Here is a 19,978-nt window from a genome sequence, read left to right as displayed (position 1 = left end):
TCAGCAGCATCCGCGCCGACAGTGGTCTCAATGCACGCCGGTCCGTGTAATCGTGTAATGTATGGGTTCGGCGCACGTCGCCAGCTTTTACGAAAAAACAGAGGTTCCCGCCATGAGCGAACAGATCAAGTATGTGAGCGACGCGTCCTTCGAGGCAGACGTGCTCAAGTCCGACAAACCCGTGCTGGTCGATTTCTGGGCCGAATGGTGCGGTCCTTGCAAAATGATCGCCCCGATCCTGGACGAAGTTTCCAAGGACTACGGCGAGAAGGTGCAAATCGCCAAGATCAACGTCGATGAGAACCAGGGCGTGCCGGCCAAGTTCGGTATTCGCGGCATCCCGACGCTGATTCTGTTCAAGAACGGCGCTGTGGCCGCGCAAAAGGTGGGCGCGCTGTCCAAGTCGCAACTGACTGCATTCCTGGACAGCCACCTGTAAGCCGTTTTTCGGCTATAGGCGACCTTTCGCGTTGCCCCACACACACGCTGGCGCACTTCCGCCTGGAAGCCCGCCAGCGTTGTGCTAAGATTGCAGCCAATCTGTTTCCCCGAGCGTTCGCTCGACCCTTCCCCCCTCCCCCGTTTCTCGTTTCGCCGCCCGTTCGGGCCCTTCCCTCATCTTTCGTCTATGCATCTGACAGAACTGAAATCCTTGCACGTGTCCCAATTGCTGGAAATGGCGGGGCAGCTGGAGATCGATAACGCGCAGCGCATGCGCAAACAGGAATTGATGTTTGCCATCCTGAAAAAGAAGGCGAAACAGGGAGAAACGATTTTCGGGGACGGCACCCTTGAAGTGCTGCCCGATGGCTTCGGTTTTCTGCGCTCGCCCGAGACTTCGTATCTGGCCAGCACCGACGACATCTACATCAGCCCGTCGCAGATCCGCCGGTTCAATCTGCACACCGGTGACACCATCGAAGGTGAAGTCCGCACGCCCAAGGATGGCGAGCGCTACTTCGCGCTGGTGAAGGTGGACAAGGTCAATACGCAGCCTCCTGAAGCGGTGAAGAACCGCATCATGTTCGAGAACCTGACGCCGCTGCATCCGAACAAGCCGCTCACGCTCGAACGCGACATCAAGGCCGAAGAGAACATCACCGGCCGCATCATCGACATGATTGCCCCGATCGGCCGCGGCCAGCGCGCGCTGCTGGTGGCAAGCCCGAAGTCGGGCAAGACCGTGATGCTGCAGCATATTGCGCACGCCATCGCGACCAACCATCCGGAAGCCGAGCTGTTCGTGCTGCTGATCGACGAGCGTCCGGAAGAAGTGACCGAAATGCAGCGCACCGTGCGCGGCGAGGTGGTGGCATCGACGTTCGATGAGCCCGCCGTGCGTCACGTGCAAGTGGCCGAAATGGTCATCGAAAAGGCCAAGCGCCTGGTCGAACTGAAGAAGGACGTGGTGATCGTGCTGGACTCGATCACGCGTCTGGCCCGCGCCTACAACACTGTGGTGCCAACCTCGGGCAAGGTGCTGACCGGCGGTGTCGACGCCAATGCGCTGCAGCGCCCGAAGCGTTTCTTCGGTGCGGCACGTAACCTGGAAGAAGGCGGTTCGCTCACCATCATCGGTACGGCGCTGATCGAAACCGGCAGCCGCATGGATGACGTGATCTATGAAGAATTCAAGGGCACCGGCAACATGGAAGTGCACCTGGAACGCCGGCTGGCCGAAAAGCGCGTCTACCCCGCCATCAACCTGAACAAGTCGGGCACGCGCCGGGAAGAACTGCTGATCAAGCCGGACATCCTGCAGAAGGTGTGGATTCTGCGTAAGTTCATCCATGACATGGATGAGGTCGAGGCGATGGAATTCCTGCTCGACAAACTCAAGACGACGAAAAACAATGCTGAGTTCTTCGACATGATGCGACGCGGCGGCTAAGTCTCCTGCCTGCATAGCGAAAAGCGCACCCATCGTGGTGCGCTTTTTTATTGCTGCGTCAACTACATGTTTTTCCTCGGGGTTCTCTTGTCAAAGTCGTGAAATTCGCTAGTTCATTTGCATTACAGTCTGGGCGCGCAAGCGTTTGCCACCATCGTCCTTAAACGTCATCGCAAAAGAGAAACCCGGCAACCATACTGCAAGCCTGCCCGGGCCGAGCCGCCTCGGCAAAGAAGGACCCACACCAAAAATCGAACGGGGGAAGCCATGCGAGAAGAGTCGCTGGAATGTACTGCTGCGTGCCGAACCGTCGTAGTGGCGTCACGTGCGGGGATGGGGGGGATCGACGAAACGATTTTGGGTGCCGACTGGCACGTGCGACGGGTAACGTCGATGCGTGAGCTGGGCTGTGCCATTCGTGACGGCGTCCCCAAGGCGGGGCTGGTCGATTTCGGCAGCGCGTTCTCGGCTGCGGAGTTGGACTTGCTCGAGCGGTGCATGCAGGTGCCGCATGTGGGCTGGGTGGCGGCGTTGCCGCCGGCCATGCTGCATCACGAACGCGTACGCCAGCTCGTGCGCGATTACTGCGTAGATTACGTGCAGATGCCGCTGCGCACGGACGAGACCGCGTATTCTCTGCGTCACGCCTGGGGCATGGCGTCGCTTGCACAGGAAGCCGCGCCGACGCCCAAGGCGAATCATGCGCGCATGCTCGGTGAGTGCCCCGCCATGCACGCACTGTTTCGCGCTATCCGCAAGGTCGCCCAAAATAGCGCGCCGGCCTTCATCGCGGGGGAGTCGGGCACCGGCAAGGAGCTGACTGCACAGGCCATTCATGAGGCGTCATCTCGCGCAGGCGGTCCGTTCATCGCCATCAATTGCGGGGCGATTCCGCCGCACCTGATCCAGTCTGAATTGTTCGGCTACGAAAAAGGCGCTTTTACCGGCGCGCATCAGCGTCATATCGGCTGGGTCGAGCATGCAAACGGGGGCACGCTGTTCCTCGATGAAATCGGCGACCTGCCGCTCGAGAGCCAGGTCAGCCTGCTGCGCTTCCTGCAGCAAGGCACGATTACGCGGCTTGGCGGGCACCAGGCGATTCCGCTGGACATCCGCATCATCTCGGCAACGCATGTGGATCTGGAAGCGGCCCAACACCACGGCGGATTCCGGACCGATCTGTTCCATCGACTGTGCGTGCTCACCCTGTCGGTGCCGCCCCTTCGAGAGCGCGGCAGCGACATCGTTCTGCTGGCCGAACACATCCTGGCCCAGCATGCCAGCGAGGCGTCGCACCGGATTCGCGGGTTCACGCCCTGCGCGCTGCACGCGATGATGCATTACCCGTGGCCGGGCAACGTGCGCGAACTCATCAACCGCGTGCGCCGCGCGCTGGTGATGACCGACAACCGCAAGATCTCCGCGGCCGACCTGCACCTCGAAGGCTATGCATCCGTCTCGGGCCAGACACTGGAGGAAGCGCGCGAAGGTGCGGAGTCGGATGCCATCCGCACGGCCATCGCCCGTAACGGCTTCCATATGGGCATGACGGCACGCGAACTGGCGGTGTCTCGCGTCACGCTGTATCGGCTGATGCAAAAGCACGGCATTCGAGCAGAGCATCCACTGCACCCGGCCTAGGCCAGGGCTCATCGCTTTCATTTCGCTCGGCCGGGGCATAGCGGGGGTGCTACGTCCCTGAATGCGCTTTTTTTTTGGGCAAGCCGAAGGAATTGCGCCGCGGCCTGCCTCTCGCTTTCCTCACCCGATTCATCCAATACTTGGTTCAATGCACCGAATCCAGCGACTGGCATGCGACGGAATCGGCGGCGCCCGCACGGCAAATGCGGTCAGGTTGGCTCGCATCGGGAACCCGGTTGAGGATGGCTAATGAGAAAAAAGTGCCCGCCGGGGGACGGAGCACGAAACCGTTGAACAACCGCCGTACCTGCTTCTGCAGCGTAGTTGCAAAAGCGCCACATTTGGTGCGCGCGGAGCCGCGCCAACAGGGCCGACCCGCGCCAAGTGACTGCCGCGGCGCCGATCATCCGGCGCGGTAGCTGACACACACCGCGATGCACCCCACTTTCGGGGGGATTGCGCAAGCCCCGTCGCCGTTGGATTGTTAAGCCACGCATGCGACGTACTCAGTTCGCCGTCCGTGAGCGCGGACCCGACAGAACCGGTGGATGGATCGAATGCGTGGGTGGGAACAAGACCGAATGCGAGTCGCGCCGGCAACGTATCGGCGAGAACGCTTCGAAGGGCGACCGACAGCGTGATTGCACGCTGCACGATGAGATCGCCGCGTACTGCGAGCGCCGGCATCATGACGACCATGGCCGCGCGGTTAGCCACAACCCCGTCCTCTCGATCGTCCACCCGAACGGCAAACGTCGAGCACAGCGCAGCGCGATTGTCGGCATGGCCAACTCCTCCCCGTCGGGGATGGAGCGACATCCATGCCATGGCGGCTAACGCCTTGTTTTAACGGGATATTTTCAACACGGAGAACCGCCAAACCCCGGCATGGCAGGCGATTTTGTGTCGCGACTGAAACAGCTGTCGCCATCAAAAATCGCGGTGATCGGGCGCAGGCGCTCCAGTGGTCTAATTGCGCGCCCTGGCAAACGCTGGGCTACAGTAGCCAGGACGCAGCAACGAGAGTCCCGAGGCATGGCCGTTGGCGGCTGTCATTTTTGACTTCCGCCACTAAAATGATTCGGAACGGGGGTCTGCTCCGGCCTGTATCTCGCCTGGGCGACAAGGATGTTCGCAAGATCGGTAACAGGTCGAGAACAACGATGAACACTGTTTTGATCGAAGCCCATCCGTTGGTGCGTACAGGCATTGCGCACCTGCTACGGACGCTCAAAGGCGTCACCGGCGTCACTGTCGTCGAGCCAGACGAAGGGATGTTTGACGCCATCGAAACCAATGCCGACGCGGGTCTTCTTGTCATCGGCCTGCCGCTGCCACATCTCGATGAGTTGTCGGCCATCGGCGAGATCATGCACCGGCCGCACGCGCGCCACGTGGTTGTGCTGGCTGAATCCGAATCGCCCGACATCATCCGTACGCTCATGCAGATGGGCTTGTCCGGGTACACGCTCAAGCATTCGCCGGGCGAAGTCATCGCGGCTTCGCTGGAACTTGTGCTGGTGGGTGGCCAATACATTCCGGCCAGCGCACTGCTGCCGGAATCGCGCCTGGACGGTGCGCCCAACCCTGCGCTCGCTGGCGACCCTCAGACCGATCCGAAGCTGCTCGGCATTACGCCCCGGCAGTACGAGATTCTGGTGCTGCTCTCGCGCGGGCATCCGGTCAAGACGATCAGCCGCATGCTGAACATCTCCGAGGCGACAGCCAAGGCGCATATCAGCACGCTGTATCGGCGCCTGAAAGTACGCAGCCGTACCGAGGCCGTGTACGTCGCCAATCAGCGCGGCGCGCGGCTCCTCTCCGTCGCCTGACCCACCGACAAAGGCGCAAGCGCGCGTCGCTGACCAGCAGGCGACGGCCGATATACTGGAAGCATGCTTTCGTCCGTCCTCCGGTGGTTCTCCGGCCGCGCACGCACGCGGCGCCTGACCCGTTACGCCATCTCCGACGCGCTGTGGTCACGCGCGCTCGAGAGCCTGCCCTTTCTGCTCGACTGGTCCGACGCAGACCTCGCACGCCTGCGTGAAACGGCCACGCTCTTCATCGCCGAAAAGGAATTCACCACCGCGCACGATTTGCCGCTCACCGACGACATGGTGGTCAGCATTGCCGCGCAAGCCAGCGTGCCGATCCTGGAGCTGGGCATCACGTGGTACAGCGGATGGCACGGCGTCGTCATCTACCCTGGCGAGTTCGTCATCCGCAAGGAAGTCATGGATGAAGACGGCGTCGTGCACAACGTGCGCGAAGAAGCCGCCGGTGAGGCATGGGAGCACGGTCCGGTCATCCTCTCGTGGCAGGACATCGAACTCGGGGGCGCACTGGCCGCGCCCGGTGCGCAGCCGTATAACGTGGTGGTGCATGAGTTCGCGCATAAGCTCGACATGCTCAACGGCGAGTCGGACGGCATCCCGGCGTTTTCATCACGCCTGCATGCCAACGTTGATCGCGAGCAATGGGCCGATGACCTCTATGCCGAGTACGACGTGTTCGTCAATCGTTGTGAGCAGATTCCGGAGCGCCGTTGGGGCGACGACCCGATCCTGTCGGTGCTCGACCCTTATGGCGCCCAGCATCCGGCCGAGTTCTTTGCGGTGGCTTCGGAAGTGTTTTTCGTCGAACCGGTGGCCTTGCTTGAGGCGCTGCCATCGTTGTATGCGCTCCTGCAGGCGTTTTACCTGCAGGATCCGGCACGGCGCGTGCTGGGCTCCGAGCAACGCCAGGAGGGATCCCTGCCATGAAGATTCGCCAAGCGCTTCGCACAACGCTGCTCGGTTGCTGCCTGGCTGCCGGCACAGCGTTGGCACAACCTACCGCGCCCGTGGTCCTCAGCATCGCCGCACAATTCGATGGGCAATCCGAAACCAAACGCGTCACGCTTGCGACGGAGACATCCACGACGGGGCAGCACGTCGCCTTGCTCGAACGTACGCATACGTACGACGTGGGCGGTTCGATGCCGCGCAAAGAATGGGAGACGCGCTTTGCCGCCGGCCTGCCCGACGACACGATCCCGCAGGGCTGCGACACCACCACGTGCCAATTCCTACGTCACCGCTGGGCCAAGACCGGCGTGGATGTCGCCCTGCGCCCGATGGTCGTTTCGGGCGAATTCCAGACGCTGTCCATCGGTGTAACGCTGCATCGGTTCCAGCCGTCGCCCGACGCCGAAGCCCCCGCCCGCGTCGACACCTGGACGGGCAATGTCGACACCTCGTTGCGTGTCGGCGACACCAAGACCATGAATCTGGACGGCCACGGCGTGCTTACGATCGAGCGCCTCGGCAAACCTTGATCGAAATAGGCTTTTCGAGTCACTTTTCGATGCCCCGACACGACGGATTTTGCGGCAGGCGCGTTGCTCAAGCCTTTGTTTCTCTGGCATAATCCTTGTTTCTCCACCCGGCAAGTGATTCGAAGGCTGGTCGCACGGTGGCTCCTACCCTGTGAGCACCGGAAGCGCGCCGCGAATTGGCTACCTCTACCCCAGGGCCCATCATGAAAGAAGGCATTCACCCGAATTACCGCGAAGTCGTGTTCCAGGACATGTCCAGCGACTTCAAGTTCATCACCCGCTCGACCATCCAGACCAAGGAAATGATCACGCTGGACGGCAAGGAATACCCGCTGGCCAAGATCGAAGTCTCGTCCGAATCGCACCCGTTCTACACGGGCCAGCAAAAGGTTCTGGACACGGCCGGCCGCGTGGAAAAGTTCCGCAACAAGTTCGGCAGCAAGATCGGCAAGGCTGCCAAGTAATACCGGCGCCGGAGACGGCTCACCAGATGACCCGTCTCACTGGTCAGAAAAAGGCAGCTCCGGCTGCCTTTTTTGTTTCTCGGCACATGCTTAGGCCGTTGATTCGGCCGCTCTTTACGATTCGCACGTTCCAGTGCAACCCCGACTGGGCTCGCCCGGTCTGACACCCGATGAACACCACCCGCGTCTCGCGCATCCGCCTGACTGCCGCCGCCACCCGAGAGTTGCCGCGCTGGCTGCTGCTTGCCATCTGCGTGATCTACGGCCTGTCGGGCCTGTTCTCGCGCGACCCGTGGAAGAACGAAGACGCCGCAGGCTTCGGCGCGATGTGGACGCTGGCCACCGGCAGTGCGCAGGACTGGCTGATGCCGAACATCGTCGGGCGCCCCGTCGTGCAATCTGGGCCGCTGGTGTTCTGGATCGGCGGCGCGTTCATTCACCTCTTCGGACAATGGCTCGGCCCGGCGGACGCGTCTCGCCTGGCCACCGCTCTCTTCTTCTTCGTTACCAGTGCTTGCATCTGGTACGGGGCTTATCTGCTGGGTCGGCGCCCAGAAGTCCAACCGTTTGAGTTCGTCTTCGGCGGCCAGCCAAACACGCGCGACTATGGCCGTACGCTGGCAGATGGTGCACTGCTGATCTTCCTCGCCTGCGTTGGCCTCGCGCAACGCGGTCACGAAACGACACCGCTGGTCGGGGCGCTGTGCTTCGTGGCGGTCGCGGTGTATGGCTTGATCCGAGCGCTCGACAAGCCGGTGCACGGCAGTCTCGTCTACGGCATCGGCATCGGCTGCCTGTCGCTGGCGGGCGGCCCAATCCTGCCATTGGCCATCACGGTGGCCGTATTGATCGCCGCGCATGCCACGCGCGTACTGCCGCTGCGACCTCTGCTGACAGTAGCACTGCCCGTGTCGATCGTACTCGGCTGCTCGTGGCCGGCAATAGCGTACTTGCTGGCAAACAATCCGACTGACGCCGTGACCTACGTCCGTGAATGGGCGCGCTTCGATCGCCATCAATACGCCGGTCCTACGGCGCATTCGCTTGGCTTTGTCGCACGCAACCTGCCGCTGTTTGCTTGGCCGGTTTGGCCGCTGGCCGCATGGGCGTGGAAAAGCTGGGGCGGCATGCGTACCGCTCCGCATATCACGTTGCCATTGGCCGTCCTCCTGCCGCAATTTGTGTTGCTGCTCATGCAGCCTCACCCGGGCGACGACGGCTTCCTGCTGCTGATTCCGCCGATGGCCGTGATGGCCACGTTCGCACTGCCAACGCTCAAGCGTGGCGTGATCAGCGCAATCGACTGGTTTGCTCTGCTGGCTTTCACCATCTTGGGTGGCACGCTATGGCTGCTGTGGATCGCCAAGATGACGGGTTTTCCGCCTCAGCTTGCGCGCAACGTGTACCGCATCGTGCCGGGCTACCGGCCTGAGTTCAGCTGGACCGCGTTGGTCTGCGCGCTGCTCGTGACCGCGGCGTGGGTGCTCATCGTGGTCTGGCGCACATCGCGCGCACCCAAGGCCATCTGGCGCGCCGTGGTGATCTCGGCCGCCGGCACCACGCTCATGTGGGTGCTGATGATGACGCTGTGGCTGCCCACCATCAACTACGCCAAGACGTACCGTGATGTTGCGCAGTCGGCCGCCCTTGCGCTGCCGCGCACCTACACGTGCGTGCAGCCAATCCGCATGGGCGATGCGCAGCTTGCCTCGTTTGCGTACTTCGGCCACATCCGCTTCGGCAGCGCCGAGGACAACTGCGACATCCTGCTGCGTCACGACCCGTACGACTACGGTGCACCGACGAGCGTCTCCAACTACGAGTGGCGCCCGATCTGGGAAGGCCGACGCCCCGCCGACCGCGACGAGCACTTCCGCATGTACCGCCTGACCGAGGCCGCCACCGCCACACATCCGCCGCCCGCGCCGGCCACCACACGCCGGCGCAAGCTGCGCCAATAACGCTCTCGGTCGTACCCACATGTTTGTAGCCGACGTCCGCCGCATTACCGCACTGGCTTGGCCGGTGCTGATCGGCCAGTTGGCGGTCATCGCTTTCGGCGTACTCGATACGGCGATGGCTGGCCGCGCGACTGCAGCAGACCTCGCGGCCATCGGACTCGGCGGGTCGATCTACGTGACGGTGTACATCAGCCTGATGGGTGTGCTGCAAGCGCTCTCGCCCATCGCCGGCCAACTGTATGGCGCGCAAAGGCACAGCGAGATCGGCGAAGAAGTGCGCCAGGCTGTCTGGCTCGGGCTGGTGCTCGCGGCGATCGGCATGCTGATCCTGTGGTTCCCCGCCCCACTACTGCAACTGGCAGACGCCACGCCCGAACTCGCGGAAAAAGCCACCGCCTATTTGCGGTATGAAGCACTCGCATTACCTGCAGCGCTCGGCTTCCGGATCTACTCTGCGTTGAACAACGCGCTGTCGCGCCCAGTGATGGTGACGGTACTGCAGCTCGCCGGCCTCGCCATCAAATTTCCGCTCAACGCACTGTTTCTGTACGGCGGCATGGGCGTCCCCGCGATGGGTGGCCCGGGCTGTGCACTCGCCTCGATGATCATCAGCTGGCTATGGTTTGTGGCTGCGGCCGCCATCCTGATGCGCAATCCCGCATACAAGCCGCTTGCGATTTTCACGCAATACTCACCACCCAATCGCGCCCGGCTGTGGGCACTCGTACGCCTGGGTGTGCCGATGGGCTTCACCTACCTGATCGAGATCACATCGTTCACGTTGATGGCGATCTTCATCGCGCGTCTCGGTACGGTGGTCTTGGCAGGGCATCAGATTGCCGCCAACCTTGGGGCAGTGGCCTACATGGTGCCGCTGTCCTTGTCGATCGCGACGTCGACGCTGGCTGCGCAGTCGATCGGCGCGCGCGATCGCGTTGCGGCCCGACGCATCTCGCTGAACGGCATCAAATTGGCGGTGATGTGCGCGATCATCGTCTGCGCGGCCGTGCTGTTCTTGCGTCGCGAGCTGGTCAGCCTCTACACGCACGATGCTACTGTCCTGGCGATTGCGGTGCCGCTGCTGCCTTTCATCGCCTTCTATCAGATGTTCGATGCGCTGCAGGTCATGACTGCATTCATCCTGCGCGCATACAAGATCGCGCTCATCCCGACCGTCATCTACGCCTTATCGCTGTGGGGCGTGGGTCTGGGCGGCGGCTACGTGCTCGGATTTGGACTACTGGGGGAGTTTGCGACGCCTCTGCGTGGCGCAGCCGGCTTCTGGGCGGCCAACGCGCTCAGTTTGATGGTGGCCGGCGCGTTGCTGGTCAGCTATTTCAATCGAGTTAGCCGTACCGCCGATTAAAGAAAGCCATTCGCCGCCGCTTTAAAAGCGGCGTCAATCTGGAATGACTAGAACTGAATAGAAAGCGCAAAAGAAAAAACCCGCTGCAAGCAGCGGGTTTTGATTTGGCGGAGCGGACGGGACTCGAACCCGCGACCCCCGGCGTGACAGGCCGGTATTCTAACCGACTGAACTACCGCTCCGTGTCGGTCGCAACATCAGCTAGAGACTGATCTTGCTATGAGCTTCTGGTTAAGCTCTTGTTTTGGCGTCCCCTAGGGGATTCGAACCCCTGTACTCACCGTGAAAGGGTGATGTCCTAGGCCTCTAGACGAAGGGGACAGAAACTGTTTTGCAACGCTTTCTGTCTTACGCTGCGAAGTCCGCTACTATAACGAACTTTTTTGCGTTTTGGAAGCCTCTTTTCAAAATTTATTTTTGAATCGAATCTTCCGGCATTTTGGTGGAGCTAAGCGGGATCGAACCGCTGACCTCTTGCATGCCATGCAAGCGCTCTCCCAGCTGAGCTATAGCCCCAAGGTACTGCCTTTTACAGCTTGCTTCTTACTGCATTTCGCTTCGTGTTGCAGCGAAAACAAAAGTATAGGGGAAGTGTTTAGCGCTTGGCAATACCCTTAAGCAAAAATTTTTGAGCCGGATTCATCACGCGCCCAGGCGCCGCAGAACGACGTCGCGACCGAACAGTTCCAGCACAGCATCAATCGACGGCGTTTGCAGTTGGCCCGCCACCAGCAGGCGTACCGGCATTGCCAGCTTCGGCATCTTCCAGCCCTGTGCCGCCAACACTTCCTTGAAGGCAGCGCCAATGGCCTCGCGCTTCCACTCCGGCAGCGCGCCAAGCTTCTCTGCCAGCACGGCAATGCCAGGGCGTACGTCGTCAGTGAGATGCTGCGCAGCCAATTCCGGCTCGACCGCGATATCCGTGCGATAGAACAGCAGCGCGGTCTGCGCGACTTCACGGAGCGTGTTGGCGCGATCCTTCACGAGCGCAATCACGTCAGCCAGCACAGGGCCGCCATCGACCTTGCCACCCAGCTCTTCAATGAACGGCTTCACCAGATCGGCCAGGCGCACGTTATCGGCCTGCTTGATGTAGTGGTTGTTCAGCCAGGCGAGCTTTTCGGGGTTGTATTGGGCCGGCGACTTGCCGAGGTGCTCGAGGTCGAACCATTCGATGAATTGTTCGCGCGAGAAGATCTCAGCATCACCGTGCGCCCAGCCCAGGCGGGCGAGGTAGTTGACGATGGCTTCGGGCAAATAGCCCGCATCACGGTAGCCGGTGACGGCCATGGCACCGTGGCGCTTGCTCATCTTCTCGCCCTGCTCGTTGAGCACGGTCGGCAAGTGAGCGTAGACCGGCGGCGTACCACCAAGCGCGCGCAGGATGTTGATCTGGCGGGGGGTGTTGTTGACGTGGTCATCGCCGCGGATCACGTGGGTGATCTGCATATCCATGTCGTCGACGACCACGCAGAAATTGTACGTAGGCGTACCGTCGGGGCGCGCGATCACGAGGTCGTCGAGTTCATCGTTGGAGATTTCGATACGGCCCTTCACTGCGTCGTCCCACACGACGCTTCCGCCGATGGGGTTCTTGAAACGGATCACAGGTTGCACGCCGGCTGGGGGCGGGGGCAAAACCTTGCCAGGCATCGGGCGCCAGGTGCCGTCGTAACGGGGCTTCTCGCCACGCTCGCGTTGCGCTTCGCGCAGGGCGTCAAGCTCTTCGGTGCTCATGTAGCACGGGTAGGCGAGTTCCTGCTGCACCATCTGCGCGACCACGGCGCGGTACCGGTCCATCCGCTGCATCTGGTAGAACGGACCTTCGTCGATGTCCATGTCGAGCCAATCCATCGCTTCCAGGATCACGTCGACGGCTTCCTGGCTGGAGCGCTCCACGTCGGTGTCTTCGATGCGCAGAATGAAATCTCCCTTCATCTTGCGCGCGAAGGCCCACGGATAGAGTGCCGAGCGGATGTTGCCGAGGTGGATGAAGCCCGTGGGGCTGGGAGCGAAACGAGTGCGGACGCGCTGTGTCATAGGAATGGCCGAACAAAGAAGGCCGCGTGGTCGTACCCTGAGTACGGATCCTGAGCGGCCTCTATCAAAACCGAAATTATAGCAACCGAGCTGCGCCTGTCTGGCCGACCCGTCGCCGAACTTTGGCACAATGGCGGCCGGCCGCAGTGCGCTCCGTTACGACTGAACACAACTACGCGGCATATCAAACCGCCCCAACCTCCTCATGCAACGCCGCCTCTTCCTGGGTGCCGCCGGCGCCTCGATACTCTCCGCCTGCACCGTGACGGGCTTTTCGCCCGGCAAAACTGAAACACCCGTCACCCCCGCCACGGCTGTACTACCGCCGACGGCCCTGCCCGCCTCACAGCCTCTGCGGATCGGGTTGGCGCTGGGCGGCGGTGCCGCGCGCGGTTTTGCGCACATCGGCGTCATCAAGATGCTGGAAGCCCAGGGCATTCAGATTGACTTCATCACCGGCACGAGCGCGGGCAGCGTGGTGGCGGCGATCTACGCATCGGGTATGTCGGGGCTGGAGATGAACCGCATGGCCCTCAAGATGGACGAGGCCATGATCGCCGACTGGGCGCTGCCCTTCGGAACGCGCTTCGGCGGCTGGCTCAAGGGCGAGGCGCTGGAGAAATACATCAACCGGCTGGTCAAGCAGAAGACGATCGAGCAGATGCGCATTCCACTCGGCATCGTTGCGACGGACCTGGCGAGCGGCAAGCCGATCCTGTTCCGGCGCGGCAATACCGGTCAGGCGGTGCGTGCGTCCTGCAGTATCCCAGGCGTGTTCCAGCCGGTAACGATCAGCGGCCGCCAATATGTGGACGGCGGCTTGGTGGCGCCAGTGCCGGTTACCTACGCCAAGCAGATGGGCGCGACGTTCGTGATTGCAGTGAACATCTCGGCAGACCCTGCCAACCAGGCTGTGTCGGGGCAGGCGAGCATGCTGCTGCAGACGACAGCCATCATGGGTCAGAGCATCAGCAAGACGGAGCTGGCCCAGGCCGATGTGGTCATCACGCCGTCGCTGCCGTTTGTGAAGGGCAGCGACTTTACCGCGCGCAACGAGGCGATTCTCGCGGGCGAGCAGGCTGCCCAGGCCGCCATGCCGTTGCTGCGCGAGAAGCTGCATCTGACGCAGACCGTCGTCGGCACCCCCTTGCCACCGCACTGACACGCCGTCTGCAGGCAACAAAAAAGACCGCCGCGGCGGTCTTTTTTCTATTGCGTGACCCGTCCTGAATAAGGTTGACACTTTTTCCCCGACAGGGAGTGAGCGTCAAGATGGAAGGGCAGAAGAAGCGAACGCAGAGGGACTACACGCTGGCTTTTAAGTTGGCAGTGGTTGAGCAGGTGGAAAAAGGCGAGCTGACCTACAAAGAGGCACAGCGACGCTATGGCATTCAGGGTCGCTCGACGGTGCTGGTATGGTTGCGCAAGCACGGACGACAGGACTGGAGCGCCTCAGCGGAGGCCAAAACCACGATGGAAAATCAAAGCAGCCAGCGCAAGTCGCTCACGCCAGAGCAGCGCATCAAGGAATTGGAAGTGCAGTTGCGGGAGGCCCAAGAGAAGGCACGCCTGTTCGAGGCGGTGATCGACGTGATCCAGAAAGAGCATGGGGCGCGCGTCGTAAAAAAGCCTTCGGGCAGGTCCTCACGCAAAAGCTCGTCCAAGGGCTGAGTGTGGGCAGGGCCTGCCGCTACATTGGCATCAGCCGCCAGGCGTACTACAAACGCCAGCAAAGCGAGACACGGCAAAGCGCGCGTGAGGCCAAGGTCTGTGCGTTGGTCAACCACTTACGGCTGCGCCAGCCGCGCTTGGGTACGCGCAAGCTCCAGCACGTGCTGCGCACGCCCCTGGCCGAGGCAGGCATCCAGGTTGGCCGGGATCGCCTGTTCGATATCCTGCGTGCAGCCCGGCTGCTGGTCGTGCCGCAGCGGGCGTATCACAAGACCACACACAGTCATCATCGCTTCCGGCGCCATCCCAATCTGCTCAAGGACGGCCCGAACCAGGTCATCCCCACCGGGCCGGAGCAGGTCTGGGTGGCCGACATTACCTATCTGCCGACCGCCCAGCGCTGTGCGTACCTGAGTCTGGTGACTGACGCCTACTCGCGCAAGATCGTGGGCTACCGCGTGCATGACAGCCTGCATGCCGAGTCGGTCGCCCAGGCGTTGAAGATGGCGCTGAAGACGCGCCATACGCGACAGCCTCTGGTTCATCACTCGGATCGGGGCATCCAATACTGTTCAGCCGAGTACCAGCGCATCCATCAGCGGCACGGCATCACGTGCTCCATGACCGACGGCTACGACTGCTACCAGAATGCCCTGGCCGAACGGGTCAACGGCATCCTCAAAGGGGAGTTGCTGCTCAAGCGCCCCGCCGACCTAGAGCAGGCCGCACGCATGGTGGCGCAGGCCGTGCATATCTACAACCACGAACGGCCTCATCTGGCCTTGAAATACAAAACGCCCGATGCGGTGCATCGGGCGCTCGCTGACTGAGCACTGTGTCAACCTATGGCAGGACTTGACAGCGTGATAGCCAATCGCAGCGACTCAACCACCGTACATTGCCAGCGGTTTGCCAGCGGCGTTCGGGTCAACGCGCTTGAGCTGTTCGACAAAGTTATCGGCGCCGTCCTTGATTGCGGTACCGGAATTGCCCTCGATGCGGCGGGCGCCGTTGTAGCGCGTCACCCAGTACGAGGCGGTCATGTCGTCCACGCGAATCTTGCTGCCCGTGGACGGTGCGTGCACGAACTTGTTGTCGCCAATATAGATGCCGACGTGCGAGAACGTGTGGCGCATGGTGTTGAAGAACACCAAGTCGCCAGGACGCAGTTCAGCCGTGTCGACGCTGGTGCCGACGCGGCTCATTTCCACGGCGCGGCGCGGCAGCAGGAAACCGAAGGTGTCATTGAAGACGTAGCGGACGAAACCGCTGCAATCGAGGCCCGATTCCGGCGTATTGCCCCCGAAACGGTAACGCAGGCCGATCATGCCCAGTGCGTTCATGACCACGTCGCCGGTCTTGCTCATTACGTTGGAAATGAGGCCGGACTTGGCTTCGGGCTTGACGTCGGCGCGGACTTCCGTGTCCTTGAAGACCGTATCAGCATGCACCGCATTCGACACGAGCACGCCGCAACCGATCACAACACCTACCGCCAGGCGCGCCATGGAATGAAGTACGAAATGCTGCATTGGCTCTCCCTCGGAAACTTGTAATGATGCGGCCGACATACGCCGTCGCAAATGAGAACAGTCCGAATCTTGTTAAAACAATCTCGCAGGATGATAAAAGTGACACTTTGACTTGTCAAAGGTCGTTACAAATTCCTCGGAATCCACATGCAAATCAGGTACTTAGACATGACTTTAGATGCGCATTCTTACAAAAACCGCGCCTCTAAACTGCACTGACCTGGGGCAAGAGCAGTGGAAATTACGGGTTATCCCGAGCGGGGATGAGCGAGGCAGCCGCCATCAGCTTGCAGGTGTAGGGGTGCGAAGGCGACGCCAACACCGCTTCAGTGTCGCCCTCTTCCACCACTTTTCCATCCTTCATCACCACCACGCGATGTGACATCGCGCGAATAACGGCAAGGTCGTGGCTGATGAATAGATACGACAGGTTGTACTTTTTCTGAAGGGCTGAGAGCAGCGAAAGCACCTGCTGCTGGATCGACACGTCAAGCGCCGATGTCGGCTCATCAAGCACCAGCAACTGCGGCTTGAGGATCAGCACCCGCGCAATGGCAACGCGCTGGCGCTGCCCACCCGAGAATTCATGCGGATAGCGGCCCAGAGCCGTGCGATCCAGCCCGACCTCGCGCAGCGCCTCGATCACGCGGTGACGGCGCTCGGTGGCGTTGACATGCGGCTGGTGCAGCGCAAGGCCCTCGCCAACGATCTCTTCGATCGTCATGCGCGGCGACAGCGAGCCATACGGGTCTTGAAACACGACCTGCATGCGCGCGCGCACCGCCCGGCGCTCATCGCGCGAAATGCGCAGCAGCGAGTTGCCAAGGAAGCGCAGATCGCCGCTCTTTGCGGTTTGCAAACCCAGCAGCGTCTGCGCGAGCGTGGTCTTGCCAGAGCCGGATTCCCCCACGATGCCGAGCGTCTCGCCTTCGCGCAGTTGCAGCGACACGGCATCGACCGCGGTGAACGGGTCTGTCCTGAACCAGCCGGCAAATCCAGGGCGATGGCGTTCGTAGGTGACCGTCAGCTTGTCGGCTTCGAGCAGCACCGGTGCAAGAGGCACCAGCGGCAGCACGTCGCGCTGCGGGCGGCTCTCAAGCAAGCGCACCGTGTACGGGTGCTGAGGCGCGGCAAATACGTCGGCCGTGTTGCCGGTCTCGACCAGGACGCCCCGCTCCATCACGCCAACGCGCTCAGCAAAGGCACGGACCATGTTCAGGTCGTGCGTGATCAGCATGATGGCCATGCCGAATTCAGCCTGCAGCTCGCGCAGCAATTGCAGGATCTGCATGCGCACCGTCACGTCGAGCGCGGTGGTCGGCTCGTCAGCCAACAGGAGCTTGGGCGAACATGCCAGCGCCATGGCAATCATCGCGCGCTGGCGCTGACCGCCCGACAGTTGGTGCGGGAAGGCGTCAAACCGGCGCGGCGCCTCCGCAATGCCGGTGCGCTCCAACAGCGCAATCGCACGTGCCTTGGCAGCGCGCTTGTCCAGTCCCTCGTGCAATTCCAGCGTTTCGACGATCTGGTTGCCGATCGTGTACAGCGGGTTGAGCGCTGTCATCGGTTCCTGGAACACCATGGCGACGTCAGCGCCACGCAGGCCGCGCATCTCGCGCTCGCTGGCGGCCAGCAGATCGCGGCCTTCGAGCAGGATACGGCCGCTGTATTGCGCATCGGCCAGCAATCGCATGATCGATAGTGCGGTCACGGACTTGCCCGAGCCCGATTCGCCCACCAACGCGAACCGCTCGCCGACGTGCAAGTCGAGCGAGACATGCTTGACGGCTTCCGTCACCTCGCCGTGCTCGGATTCGAAATGCACGCAGAGGCCGTCCAGGCGCAGAAGCGGGCCGTCGTACTTCGGCGTGGAGGAACGCAGATCGACGCGGGTCATTTCACCCCCGCCGGCTTCTGACGCGTGCGCAGCTGCGCGAATGAGAGGCGCGTGTCGAAGGCATCGCGCAGCGCGTCGCCCATGAAAGTCAGCAGCACGAGGGTCAGCACGAGCACCACGAACGTCGATAGCGAGATCCACCACGCATCCAGGTTGGCCTTGCCCTGAGCCAGCAGCTCACCGAGGCTCGGGGTGGATGGCGGTACGCCGAGCCCAAGGAAATCGAGGCTAGTGAGCGCAAGAATGGCCGCGCTCATGCGGAACGGCAGGAAGGTGATCACCGGTGTCAGGCTGTTGGGCATGATGTGGCGCCACATGATCTGCCAACTGGACAGGCCCATCGCTCGCGCGGCCTTCACATAGTCGAGCGAGCGGTTGCGGTAGAACTCGGCGCGCACGTAATCCGACAGGCTCATCCAGCCGAACAGCGACAGCAGGATGATCAGCAGCCCAAGGCTGGGGGTGAAGATCGACGCGAAGATGATCAGCAGGTACAGCTCCGGCATCGAACTCCAGATTTCAATCAGGCGCTGCGACACCATATCGAAGCGCCCGCCGAAGAAGCCCATCAGCGCGCCGGTCAGCGTGCCGACCACCACGCCGAGCACCGTGAGCGCCAGGCCGAACAGCACCGACACGCGGAAGCCATACAGCAGCCGCGCAAACACATCGCGGCCACGGTCATCGGTACCGAGCCAGTTCTCAGCGGACGGCGGCGCCGGGTTGGGCTCCTTCGAGAAATAGTTCAGCGTCTCGTACGAATACGGATTGGGCGGGTAAATCGCAAAGCTTCCCGGCTCCTTGAACTTGTCCCGGATGAATGGATCGAGGTAATCCGTCGGTGTCGGAAAATCCCCGCCGAAGGTCGTCTCGGGGTATGCCTTCACGATCGGGAAATACCAGTTGCCATGATACTTGACCACCAGCGGCCGGTCATTGGAAATGCATTCGGCGCCCAGACTCAGAACGAACAGCACCACGAAGATGATCAGGCTCCAATAGCCCAGCCGATGTTGTTTGAAGCGACGCCACGCGCGCTTGAGCGGCGACGGCGAATGACGCACCGGATGCGCCGCCGCTATGTTGGATACCTGGGTGGAAGTGCGGGAATACTGGGTCATGGCTGCCGGCCCGCCTATCGCCCGACCGAGCCGAAATGGATTCGCGGATCGACCAGCACGTAGCACACGTCGGAAATCAACCGCGCAGCCAGCCCAATCAGCGTGAACAGGTAAAGCGTGCCGAGCACGACCGGATAATCGCGCCGCATCACGGCCTCATACGAGAGCAGCCCCATGCCGTCGAGCGAGAACAGTTGCTCGATCAGCAGCGAACCCGTAAAGAACGCACCAATGAATGCCGATGGGAAGCCCGTCACCAGCGGCAGTAACGCGTTGCGGAAGATGTGCTTCCACAGCACGCGCCGCTCCGACAGGCCCTTGCTACGCGCGGTCAGTACGTATTGTTTGCGGATTTCCTCCAGGAATGCGTTCTTCGTCAGCATGGTGATGACGGCAAAGCTGCCCACCACCGACGCCATGACGGGCAGCGTGATGTGCCAAAGGTAATCCGTGATTTTGCCGAGCAGGCTGAGCTGATCCCAGTTGTCGGAAGTGATGCCCCGGATCGGGAACCACTGGAAGAACGTGCCGCCGCCAAAGAGCACCAGCAGCAGCACGCCCAGCACAAAGCCCGGGATGGCGTAACCGACCAGCACGATGATGCTGGTCACAAGATCGAACCGGCTGCCTGCGCGCACCGCCTTCGCAATGCCGAGCGGTACCGCTATGAGATATGTGAGAAAGAATGTCCACAACCCGATCGAAATCGATACCGGCAATTTCGACTTGATGAGATCCCACACGCTGCGGTGCTGGAAATAGCTCTCGCCCAAGTCGAAGCGCGCAAAGCGGCCGAGCATCAGGAAGTAGCGCTCGAGGGGGCTCTTGTCGAAGCCATACAACGCGCGGATTTCCTTGATCTTCTCCGCGTCCACGCCGCGACGCCCGCGATAGTCGAACGCGCCGCCACCGCTGGCCTCGCCTCCGCCGCCCCGCCCCTTCATCTCCATCATCATCTGTTCTACCGGACCACCGGGCACGAACTGGATCACGACAAACGTGAGCGTAACAACGCCGATCAGCGTCGGGATCAGGAGCAGCAACCGTTTGATCAGGTACGCGAACATGGTGTCACCGA

16 protein-coding genes, 3 tRNA genes and 1 pseudogene are annotated in these 19,978 nt (G+C 61.8%); 12 read left to right on the top strand and 8 right to left on the bottom strand.

Translation table 11 applies throughout. The annotated features are described in order from the left end of the window. Positions 1 to 112: 112 nt before the first annotated feature. The 10 genes from trxA to RP6297_RS05140 all read left to right on the top strand — a co-directional run bounded on the left by trxA (position 113) and on the right by RP6297_RS05140 (position 10,639). Entirely contained in the window at positions 113 to 439 is a 327-nt protein-coding gene (trxA, locus tag RP6297_RS05185; RefSeq protein ID WP_004626253.1) for a thioredoxin TrxA, read from the top strand. Between the two features lie 189 nt (positions 440 to 628). Then, a complete protein-coding gene (gene rho / locus RP6297_RS05180) occupies positions 629 to 1,891 on the top strand; it encodes a transcription termination factor Rho (protein ID WP_004626250.1) in 1,263 nt (420 codons plus the stop codon). 267 nt (positions 1,892 to 2,158) lie between these two features. Continuing rightward, a complete protein-coding gene (locus RP6297_RS05175; protein WP_009238431.1) occupies positions 2,159 to 3,532 on the top strand; it encodes a sigma-54 dependent transcriptional regulator in 1,374 nt (457 codons plus the stop codon). Positions 3,533 to 4,027: 495 nt separating this feature from the next. Next, positions 4,028 to 4,369 (top strand): hypothetical protein, encoded by a 342-nt coding sequence (locus tag RP6297_RS05170; protein ID WP_155647584.1) that lies wholly within the window; start codon positions 4,028 to 4,030, stop codon positions 4,367 to 4,369. Between the two features lie 326 nt (positions 4,370 to 4,695). Next, a complete protein-coding gene (locus tag RP6297_RS05165; protein ID WP_009238433.1) occupies positions 4,696 to 5,364 on the top strand; it encodes a LuxR C-terminal-related transcriptional regulator in 669 nt (222 codons plus the stop codon). Between the two features lie 63 nt (positions 5,365 to 5,427). Further along, positions 5,428 to 6,294 carry a M90 family metallopeptidase gene (locus tag RP6297_RS05160; protein ID WP_009238434.1) on the top strand — a complete coding sequence of 289 codons (867 nt, stop codon included), beginning with the start codon at positions 5,428 to 5,430 and terminating at the stop codon, positions 6,292 to 6,294. Continuing rightward, positions 6,291 to 6,848 carry a hypothetical protein gene (locus RP6297_RS05155; RefSeq protein ID WP_009238435.1) on the top strand — a complete coding sequence of 186 codons (558 nt, stop codon included), beginning with the start codon at positions 6,291 to 6,293 and terminating at the stop codon, positions 6,846 to 6,848. The genes RP6297_RS05160 and RP6297_RS05155 overlap by 4 nt, the downstream gene beginning before the upstream one ends. Before the next feature lie 203 nt (positions 6,849 to 7,051). Next, complete coding sequence (locus tag RP6297_RS05150; RefSeq protein WP_004626237.1) at positions 7,052 to 7,312, top strand: type B 50S ribosomal protein L31; 261 nt, start codon at positions 7,052 to 7,054, stop codon at positions 7,310 to 7,312. 170 nt (positions 7,313 to 7,482) lie between these two features. Then, positions 7,483 to 9,273 carry an ArnT family glycosyltransferase gene (locus RP6297_RS05145; RefSeq protein WP_009238436.1) on the top strand — a complete coding sequence of 597 codons (1,791 nt, stop codon included), beginning with the start codon at positions 7,483 to 7,485 and terminating at the stop codon, positions 9,271 to 9,273. Positions 9,274 to 9,292: 19 nt separating this feature from the next. Beyond that, complete coding sequence (locus RP6297_RS05140; RefSeq protein ID WP_009238437.1) at positions 9,293 to 10,639, top strand: MATE family efflux transporter; 1,347 nt, start codon at positions 9,293 to 9,295, stop codon at positions 10,637 to 10,639. 105 nt (positions 10,640 to 10,744) lie between these two features. Here RP6297_RS05140 and RP6297_RS05135 read toward each other — a convergent pair. The 4 genes from RP6297_RS05135 to gltX form a co-directional block, all read right to left on the bottom strand. Then, positions 10,745 to 10,821: transfer RNA gene (locus tag RP6297_RS05135), tRNA-Asp, on the bottom strand. A gap of 63 nt (positions 10,822 to 10,884) precedes the next feature. Beyond that, positions 10,885 to 10,960 (bottom strand) — tRNA-Glu (locus RP6297_RS05130). A gap of 119 nt (positions 10,961 to 11,079) precedes the next feature. After that, positions 11,080 to 11,155, bottom strand: a tRNA-Ala gene (locus RP6297_RS05125). A 126-nt stretch (positions 11,156 to 11,281) separates the two neighbouring features. Continuing rightward, positions 11,282 to 12,679 carry a glutamate--tRNA ligase gene (gene gltX, locus RP6297_RS05120; protein WP_009238438.1) on the bottom strand — a complete coding sequence of 466 codons (1,398 nt, stop codon included), beginning with the start codon at positions 12,677 to 12,679 and terminating at the stop codon, positions 11,282 to 11,284. A 205-nt stretch (positions 12,680 to 12,884) separates the two neighbouring features. On the opposite strand from gltX, the gene RP6297_RS05115 reads away from it, so the two are divergent. Next, positions 12,885 to 13,841 carry a patatin-like phospholipase family protein gene (locus RP6297_RS05115; protein ID WP_009238439.1) on the top strand — a complete coding sequence of 319 codons (957 nt, stop codon included), beginning with the start codon at positions 12,885 to 12,887 and terminating at the stop codon, positions 13,839 to 13,841. 110 nt (positions 13,842 to 13,951) lie between these two features. Continuing rightward, a pseudogene (locus RP6297_RS05110) lies at positions 13,952 to 15,217 on the top strand (IS3 family transposase). 17 nt (positions 15,218 to 15,234) lie between these two features. Here the strand turns inward: RP6297_RS05110 and RP6297_RS05105 are convergent. The 4 genes from RP6297_RS05105 to RP6297_RS05090 form a co-directional block, all read right to left on the bottom strand. Next, positions 15,235 to 15,882 (bottom strand): C40 family peptidase, encoded by a 648-nt coding sequence (locus RP6297_RS05105; protein ID WP_009238440.1) that lies wholly within the window; start codon positions 15,880 to 15,882, stop codon positions 15,235 to 15,237. Between the two features lie 241 nt (positions 15,883 to 16,123). After that, complete coding sequence (locus RP6297_RS05100; protein WP_009238441.1) at positions 16,124 to 17,779, bottom strand: ABC transporter ATP-binding protein; 1,656 nt, start codon at positions 17,777 to 17,779, stop codon at positions 16,124 to 16,126. Beyond that, the gene (locus tag RP6297_RS05095; protein WP_009238442.1) at positions 17,776 to 18,900 is read right to left on the bottom strand and encodes an ABC transporter permease; all 1,125 of its coding nucleotides are present in this window, start codon (positions 18,898 to 18,900) and stop codon (positions 17,776 to 17,778) included. Before RP6297_RS05095 ends, RP6297_RS05100 begins: the two co-directional genes overlap by 4 nt. A 14-nt stretch (positions 18,901 to 18,914) precedes the next feature. Further along, positions 18,915 to 19,967: a microcin C ABC transporter permease YejB gene (locus RP6297_RS05090; RefSeq protein ID WP_009238443.1), complete on the bottom strand. Its 1,053-nt coding sequence runs from the start codon at positions 19,965 to 19,967 to the stop codon at positions 18,915 to 18,917. Between the last annotated feature and the right edge of the window lie 11 nt (positions 19,968 to 19,978).

Source organism: Ralstonia pickettii (genome assembly GCF_016466415.2).
Taxonomy (GTDB): domain Bacteria; phylum Pseudomonadota; class Gammaproteobacteria; order Burkholderiales; family Burkholderiaceae; genus Ralstonia; species Ralstonia pickettii.
Note: the sequence above shows the minus strand (reverse complement) of the source record. Positions and strands in the feature narration are given on the sequence as shown.